This is a genomic window from Sphingomonas sp. (assembly GCF_048594985.1).
Classification (GTDB): domain Bacteria; phylum Pseudomonadota; class Alphaproteobacteria; order Sphingomonadales; family Sphingomonadaceae; genus Sphingomonas_I.
In genome coordinates, this window is sequence record NZ_JBMDXG010000314.1 from 1 (window position 1) to 7,926 (window position 7,926).

Sequence of the window (7,926 nt, forward strand, 5' to 3'; positions counted from 1 at the left end):
CCCATTGCAGCAAGGCCAGCGACAGCATCGGCTTCACCGTCGATCCGGGCGGATAGAGGCCGAGCAAAGTCTTGTTCATCAGCGGCAGATGGTCGTCGTCCGACATCATCGCCCATTCGGAATGGCCTATTCCTGCGGAAAAGCTGTTGGGATCGTAACAGGGCATCGCGCACATCGCGAGCAGGCCGCCGGTCTGCAGGTCGATCACCGAGACGGATCCGCTGTTCGGGCCGATGCGGCGGGCGGTATATTCCTGCAGCCCCGCGTCGATCGTCAGGCGCAGGTGGTTGCCCATCTGCTCGGGACGCGTGGTCAGTTCCTCGACCAGGCGCCCGCGTGCCGTCACCTCGGTCCGCTTGGCGCCGGCCTTGCCGCGCAGCCACGGCTCCATCGTCTTTTCGAGGCCCTCCTTGCCGATGCGGAAGCCCGGGGTGATGAGCAGGGGATCGTGGGTCGCCTGATATTGCTCGGCCGATGCCGGGCCGACATAGCCGACCAGATGGCCGACGGCCGCACCGGCGGGATAATGACGCGCGAAGCCGCTCGACGGCGCCACGCCCGGCAGATCGCGCTGGCGCAGGCTGACGCGCGCGAAGCGGTCATAGTCGATCCCCTCGACCACGGGCACGGGCTGGTAGCCGGGCGCCTTGTCGAGCGCGCGGCGGATGCGGGCGACGTCCTCGTCGGTCAGTCCCAGGATGTGCCGCAGTTCGTCGATCACCGCGTCCGGATCCTGCAGCCGGTCGGGGATCAGGTCGACGCGGAAGCTGGTCCGGTTGACCGCGATCGGCTTTCCGTTGCGATCGACGATCCAGCCGCGCCGCGGTGGAATGATCTGGCTCTGGACGCGGTTGGATTCCGCCAGCCGGTCATATTTGTCCTTCTGGCCGATGGCGAGCCAGCCCATCCGTCCGGCAAGTAATCCCGCGACGCCGAGCTGCGCCCCCCCGAGCACCAGCGCGCGCCGCGTGAAACTGTCGCGCAACGTCTGTTCGGTGATCAGCGGGCGCGGCCGCTTCATCGGCGCAGCCGCCAGCGATCGACCCGCGCGCACATCCGCGCGATGGGCGGGAAGCAGAGGATGCCCAGCGCCAGCCGCCATACGAGCGGTGCGATCGATCCCATGCCGGCGGTAAAGGCGTCGATCAGCCAGCCGCCGATGCCGCAGAACAGGATGGCAAGGCTCGCCAAGCCCCAGTCGAGCCAATGGTCGCGCCACATTGGCCGGGTATCGACCAGATCGATGCCGAGGAAGGCGATCGTCCACAGCGCGGCGGCGCTGCCGAGCGGCGCGCCCGTCAGAAGGTCATCGGCCAGCCCCAGGGGGAGGGCAATCCACGCCGGCCACATTTCCGGACGCAGAAGCCGCCAGGCGAGCGCGACGATCAGACCGAACGGAGGCACAGCCGGCGCCTCCGCGACGAACGGCAGCGCGGCAAGCCCGGAGGCCGCGATCGTGCTGGCGACCGGCACGAGCCGCAGCCGCAGCTGCGAGGGCCGGTGCAGCAGGTCGTCTTCGAAGACCGCCATGCTTACCGCCCCCCGCTCTCGATCGGGGCGGGCGGGGGCGGTGCCTCGACTGGACGCAGCACGATCGCGAAATCGAGGCGAGCGGGGTCGGCCAGCGGCCGTGCGCTCGCCACCTCCCCGCTTACGGAGGCGACCACGGCGGCGGGGATGCCCGGCGGGAAAACCCCCCCGACGCCCGACGTGACGAGCAGGTCGCCGCGGCGCAGGCCAGGACCGGCGGCGGCGGTCGCGCGCACCTCGATGGTGCCGTCGCCCCGTCCCTGGCCCAGCACGGCGGCCCCGGTTCGCGCCACGCGCAGCGGCACGGCGCTGCCGCCGTCGGTGAGCAGGACGATGCGCGCGGCATGCGCGCCCGTTTCCGCGATGCGCCCCACGAGTCCTTCGGGCGCACGCACCGGCTGTCCCGCCCGGACGCCGTCGGCGCTGCCGGCGGTGAGCGTGGCGAAGCGGCGATTGCCGGTCAGGCTGGATCCCACGATCCGCGCGCCGACCACGGGCCGCATCCCCCCCCCGACGATATGAGCAAGGCGTCGAAGGCGGACATTTTCGGCCGTGGCGACGCGCGCGTCGATCAGCCGGCGGCGCGCATCTGTCAGTTCGGCGCGAAGACGGCGATTTTCGGACACCGCCCCGAAATATCCGCCGACGTCGCGCCCGAGCGAGTCCGCGCCGCGCACGACCGGCCGGGTCAAGGTCGCCAACGGTGTCATGGCGTCGAGCGCGAGGCCGCGTATCCCCTCGAAGGCGAGCGGCTGGAAGCGGGCGATCAGGACGAGCGCCAGGCCGGCGACGATCCCGGCGGCGGCGGCGACATAGCCGAAGAAGAGCCCATATTGGATGCGGCGGGAAAATCCCCGGTCGCGGTGACGTGGCGGGGCCATGGCTCCGCCCTCCTTCCCGGGCTCAGGCCGTGTGGAGCACGCCGCGGAACATCGCATCCTCCAAGGCGCGGCCCGTACCGAGCGCAACGCAGGAAAGAGGATTGTCCGCGACCGTGACGGGCAGGCCGGTTGCCTCGCGCAAAACCTCGTCGATCCCGTCGAGCAGCGCGCCGCCGCCGGTGAGGACGATGCCCTGGTCGACGATGTCGGCCGCGAGTTCGGGGGCGGTATTTTCGAGCGCGATGCGCACGCCTTCGACAATCGCGGAAACCGGCTCGGACAGCGCCTCGGCGATCTGTCCCTGCGTGATCTCGATCTCCTTGGGCACGCCGTTGACGAGGTCGCGGCCCTTGATGAGGATACGCTCGCCCACGCCGTCGGCGGGCATGCGCGCGGTGCCGTGCTCCTGCTTGATGCGCTCCGCAGTGGCATCGCCGATCAGCAGGTTATGATTGCGGCGCACGAACGATGCGATCGCCTCGTCCATCTTGTCGCCGCCGACGCGCACGCTGGTCGTATAGGCCAGCCCGCGCAGCGACAGCACTGCCACCTCGGTCGTCCCGCCGCCGATGTCGACCACCATCGATCCGATCGGCTCGGTCACGGGCATGTCGGCGCCGATCGCGGCCGCCATCGGTTCCTCGATCAGGAAGACCTGGCTCGCGCCCGCGTTCGATGCGGCGTCGCGGATCGCGCGCCGCTCGACCTTGGTCGATCCCGACGGCTCGCAGATCACGATTTCGGGCCAGCGCGGGAAGCGCCGCTGGCCGTGCTCCTTCTGGTTGTCGTGCTTGATCATCTGCTCGGCGACGTCGATGTCGGCGATGACGCCGTCGCGCAGGGGACGGATCGCTTCCATATGAGCGGGCGTCTTGCCCATCATCAGCTTGGCGTCGTCGCCGACAGCGCGCACCTTCTTGACGCCGTTCGTCGTCTCAATCGCGACCACGGACGGTTCGTTGAGCACGATCCCCTTGCCGCGCACATAGACGAGCGTGTTGGCCGTCCCGAGGTCGATCGCCATGTCGTGCGACATGAATTTGAACCAGCGCATAGAAATCATACCCGTCGTGACGTCCGCCGCGCGACCGGGCAGGAGAATCGCCTGAGGATGAAGGAAGCCCCGTCGCGGAAGGCCGCTGGTTGGGCTAGACCCCTTGCCGTGTCAATACGCCGACTCCCCGAACATCTGGTCAACCGCATCGCCGCCGGTGAGGTGGTCGAAAGGCCTGCCAGCGCGTTGAAGGAGCTGGTGGAAAACGCGATCGACGCGGGCGCGGAGCGCATCGTCGTGCGCCTGACCGATGGGGGCATCGGCGGGATCGAGGTAGCCGACGATGGTTGCGGGATGAGCCCGCCCGAAATGGCGCTGGCGCTCGAACGACATGCCACGTCGAAACTGCCCGACGACGCTATCGAACGCGTCGCGACGCTCGGTTTCCGGGGCGAGGCGCTGCCGTCGATCGCGAGCGTGGCGACCCTGACGATCGAAAGCCGGGTGCGGGGGCATGAAGGCTGGCGGCGCACGGTCGACAATGGCCGGCTGGTCGAGGAGGGGCCCGCCGCGCTGCCCCCCGGCACGCGCGTCAAGGTGGAGGGGCTGTTCGCCCGAGTGCCGGCGCGCGCCAAGTTCCTGCGCTCGCCCCGCGCCGAATATGCCGCCTGCGTCGATATCGTCCGTCGCCTCGCCATGGCGCGGCCCGAAATCGGTTTCACGCTCGAACATGATGGCCGTCGCAGCCTGGCGGTGCAGCCGGGCGAGACGCGACCCGAACGTGTCGCCGCGCTGATCGACCGCGAGCTCGCGCGCAATTCGGTCCCCGTGGACCATATGCGCGAGGCGATCCGGCTCGGCGGCGTGGCGGGACTGCCGACCTTCAATCGCGGCGTCGCCGACCATCAATATCTGTTCGTCAACGGCCGGCCGGTGAAGGACCGGCTGCTGATCGGCAGCGTGCGCGCCGCCTATCAGGATCTGCTCGCGCGTGATCGTCATCCCGTGCTGGCGCTGTTCCTCGACGTGCCGGGCGAGGAGGTCGACGTGAACGTCCATCCCGCCAAGACCGAGGTGCGTTTTCGCGAGGCGGGGCTGGTGCGCGGGCTGATCGTGGGCGGCCTGCGCGCCGCGCTCGACGCCGCCGGGCATCGCAGCGCGCAGCGGCCTTCGGCGGCGGCGCTCGGCCGCTGGCAGGCCGAACCGCTCAGCCCGCAATGGGCGCCGCCCGCGCCGCTGATCCAGCCCTCCGTGTGGGACCATGCACCCGCTTTTGCGCCTGCCCCCGCCGCCCGTGCCGAGCCGGCGGTGGCGCCGCCCCCCGCGCCGGCCGAGCATCCGCTCGGGGTCGCGCGCGGGCAGGTCGCAGCGACCTATATCGTAGCGGAGGCGGCCGATGGTCTCGTCCTCGTCGATCAGCATGCCGCGCACGAACGGCTGGTGCTCGAACGCATGCGCCGCGCGGTCGCGGACGGCGGCGTCGCGCGGCAGGCGCTGCTGCTGCCCGAGGTGGTGGAGCTAGACGAACCGGCCTGCGATCGGCTGGAGGCGCGCGCGGGCGAGCTGGCGGAGCTGGGGCTGGAGATCGAGCGGTTCGGCGCGAAGGCGGTGCTGGTGCGCGCCATGCCTGCCCTGCTGGGGACGAGCGACGCGCGCCAGCTCGTCATCGACCTTGCCGACGAACTGGCTTCGTTCGACCAGGCGCTCACTCTCAAGGAGAAGCTCGACGGCATCGCCGGCACCATGGCCTGTCACGGCTCGGTCCGCGCGGGCCATATCCTCTCGGTCGCCGAAATGAACGCATTGCTGCGCGAGATGGAGGTCACGCCGCATTCGGGCCAGTGCAATCACGGCCGGCCGACCTGGGTGAAGCTGGGTCACGCAGACATCGAAAAGCTGTTCGGACGCAAGTGACGCCGCCCCCGCGCCTGGGCTATGCGGGGCGGATGATCGCGCGACGACAGGTGATCGAGGCCTTCGCGGCGGCGGGCATGGCGGCGCTCGCACCGGTGGGTCTTGCCGCCGCTCCCCCGGTGGTGCGCAAGCCTCCGCGTCTGCACGAGGGCGACGTGGTCGCATTGGTGGAGCCTGCCGGGTTTCCGGACGATCCGTACGACATCGCGCTGGTCGAGGAGACGATCCGCGCGATGGGGCTGGTGCCCCGCGCCGCGCCGCATATGGGCCAGCGCTTCGGCTATCTCGCCGGCACCGACGCCGCGCGCGCATCCGACATCAACACGGTCTATGCCGATCCGGCGGTGAAGGCGGTGTTCGCGGTGCGCGGCGGCTGGGGCTGCGCCCGCCTGCTGCCCTACCTCGATTTCCGCACGATCCGCGCCAATCCCAAGCTGCTGATCGGTTTCAGCGACATCACCGCGCTGCACCTCGCCTTCGCGGCGCAGGCCGGCTTCGCCACGATCCACGGGCCCAACGCGTCGAGCGGGTGGGGAAAGAAGTCGTGGGAACCGTTTCGCGCGCTCGCCTTCGACGGAGCGATGCCGCTCTACCGCAACCCGGAGGGGGCCGAGGACCGCCTCGTACAGCGCGCCTGGCGCACGCGCGCGATCCGGGGTGGCAGGGCAACGGGGCGGCTGCTCGGCGGCAACCTCAGCGTGCTGACCGCGCTGTGCGGCACCGCCTATTTGCCCGATTTCGACGGCGCGATCCTCTTTCTCGAGGATGTCGGGGAAAGCGAATATCGCATCGATCGGATGCTGACCCAGCTCGCGCTGGCCGGCATCCTCGCCAAGGTGCGCGGAATCGTGTTCGGCCAGTGCAGCAATTGCCGCTCGCCGGGGCCGTCCTATGGCGGGTTCACCGTGTCCGAACTGCTCCAGCAGCATCTCGCGCCCCTCGGCGTGCCCGCGTTCCAAGGTGCGTTCTTCGGCCATATCGCCGATCAATTCAGCCTGCCGGTTGGGATCGCCGCCGAGATCGATGCCGATGCCGGCACGATCCGCATCGCCGAACCGGCCGTGGCGTGACCGAGGACACCGAAAGGCCGGTCGATCGTTCGGGCGGCATGGACCGTGAACCGGATGGACGCACATTGGTCGCCGCGGTGCGCGCGGCGGCGGCGCGGCACAATTTGACGTGGGAGGCACTCGTGCCCGATTCCTACCGCGTCGATCTCGCGCATGAGGAGGCCGAGGAGCTGGCCTATCTGGAGATGGAGGCTGAGAAAGGCCGCCTTCGCGATCACATCTGCCGGACGTACGGCATTACCTATCGCGAATTGAGCAGTCTGGCGCGGCCGTGACGCCGTTGGCCGCCCGGTGCGTCGCGACACGCTGTTTCAACCGGCTGGCGGGGTTGCCAGCGATCAGAGGAGATTTTCCATGACCCGACTGCCGCTCGTCTTTGCCGCCTTTGGCCTCGTCGTCGCGCCGACCGTCGCCACGGCGCAGACCGCCGCCACCTTCAAGGGGATTGGCGGAACCGTCACGCCGGTCGCCGCGCCAAAGGGCGTGCTGCTCAAGGTCGATGCGTCGGGGCTCACGCCCGGCTGGCACGCCATTCACATCCACGCCAAGGGCGATTGCAGCGACCCCAAATTCACGGCGGCGGGGGGGCATGTCCATTCGGCCGAGCCGGTCGTCCATGGCCTGCTCAATCCCAATGCCAACGACATGGGTGACCTGCCCAACATCTATGCCGGCGCGGACGGGAAAGCCAAGGTCGAAATCTATACCACCCTGGTGATGCTGGACGGGCTGAAGGATGCCGACGGCTCGGCGATCGTCGTGCACGCCAAGCCCGACGATTATAGCAGCCAGCCGATCGGCGGCGCGGGCGATCGCGTCGGCTGCGCCGTCATCCGCTAACGATCAGGCTGAACGAAGTGGGAGCGGCCATAAGGCCGCCCCACGTGCCTCGCTAGAGTGCGTTAGCGGCGCCCAGCAGCGCGCGCACCGACGCGGTGGCGACATCCGTATCCATGCCGACGCCGAAGATCGTGCGCCCGTCGCCGGCGCGCGTTTCGACATAGGCGGCCGCCTGCACGTCCGAACCCTTGCCGATGGCATGTTCGGAATAGTCGCCAATCTCCAGGTCGACTCCGAAGGATTCGCGCAGTGCCGACAGCACGCTCGATAGCAGGCCATTGCCGCGCCCGCTGACGCTCCGCTCCTCGCCATTGTGGCGGATCCGGCCGACAAAGATGCGCTCCTGACCGGACTGTGTTTCCTCGTAGGAGACGAGTTCGAACGGCTGCGCGCCGTCCAGCCGGTAATGCTTCCGGAACGCGCCCCAGATATCGGCCGCGTTGAGTTCGCGGCTGGTCTCGTCCGCCAGCGCCTGTACCGCACGACTGAGGTCGGCCTGCATCCGCTTGGGCAGCTTCAGCCCCTGATCCTGCTCCAGCACCCAGGCGACGCCGCCCTTGCCCGACTGCGAATTGACGCGAATCACCGCCTCGTAGTCGCGGCCCAGATCCTTGGGGTCGATCGGCAGGTAGGGAACGTCCCACAGCTGATCGTTGCGCTGTTCCTGCGCGGCGAAGCCCTTCTTGATCGCGTCCTG

At 69.3% G+C, this 7,926-nt stretch carries 9 protein-coding genes; 4 read left to right on the plus strand and 5 right to left on the minus strand.

The window, feature by feature from the left end; genetic code table 11:
• From ACOJSF_RS12895 to ACOJSF_RS12910, 4 genes are all read right to left on the minus strand, one after another.
• Positions 1-1,021: penicillin-binding transpeptidase domain-containing protein (locus tag ACOJSF_RS12895; protein ID WP_420142603.1), on the minus strand; the 1,021-nt coding region annotated here is incomplete at its 3' end.
• Positions 1,018-1,530 (minus strand): rod shape-determining protein MreD, encoded by a 513-nt coding sequence (locus tag ACOJSF_RS12900; protein ID WP_420142604.1) that lies wholly within the window; start codon positions 1,528-1,530, stop codon positions 1,018-1,020. The genes ACOJSF_RS12900 and ACOJSF_RS12895, both read right to left, overlap by 4 nt.
• Positions 1,531-1,532: 2 nt before the next feature.
• Positions 1,533-2,411, minus strand: a complete 879-nt coding sequence (mreC, locus tag ACOJSF_RS12905; RefSeq protein ID WP_420142605.1) for a rod shape-determining protein MreC — start codon at positions 2,409-2,411, stop codon at positions 1,533-1,535.
• A 22-nt stretch (positions 2,412-2,433) separates the two neighbouring features.
• A complete protein-coding gene (locus tag ACOJSF_RS12910; RefSeq protein ID WP_420142606.1) occupies positions 2,434-3,474 on the minus strand; it encodes a rod shape-determining protein in 1,041 nt (346 codons plus the stop codon).
• 99 nt (positions 3,475-3,573) lie between these two features.
• Here ACOJSF_RS12910 and mutL point away from each other — a divergent pair, with 99 nt between their 5' ends.
• The 4 genes from mutL (at position 3,574) to ACOJSF_RS12930 (ending at position 7,229) form a co-directional block, all read left to right on the plus strand.
• Entirely contained in the window at positions 3,574-5,319 is a 1,746-nt protein-coding gene (mutL, locus tag ACOJSF_RS12915) for a DNA mismatch repair endonuclease MutL (RefSeq protein ID WP_420142607.1), read from the plus strand.
• A gap of 77 nt (positions 5,320-5,396) precedes the next feature.
• Positions 5,397-6,389 (plus strand): S66 peptidase family protein, encoded by a 993-nt coding sequence (locus tag ACOJSF_RS12920; protein WP_420142611.1) that lies wholly within the window; start codon positions 5,397-5,399, stop codon positions 6,387-6,389.
• A complete protein-coding gene (locus tag ACOJSF_RS12925) occupies positions 6,386-6,664 on the plus strand; it encodes a hypothetical protein (protein WP_420142608.1) in 279 nt (92 codons plus the stop codon). Before ACOJSF_RS12920 ends, ACOJSF_RS12925 begins: the two co-directional genes overlap by 4 nt.
• Before the next feature lie 79 nt (positions 6,665-6,743).
• Positions 6,744-7,229 (plus strand): superoxide dismutase family protein, encoded by a 486-nt coding sequence (locus ACOJSF_RS12930; RefSeq protein ID WP_420142609.1) that lies wholly within the window; start codon positions 6,744-6,746, stop codon positions 7,227-7,229.
• Between the two features lie 52 nt (positions 7,230-7,281).
• Here the strand turns inward: ACOJSF_RS12930 and ACOJSF_RS12935 are convergent.
• A partial coding sequence (locus tag ACOJSF_RS12935) for an alpha-isopropylmalate synthase regulatory domain-containing protein (protein ID WP_420142610.1) occupies positions 7,282-7,926 on the minus strand: 645 nt, incomplete at its 5' end.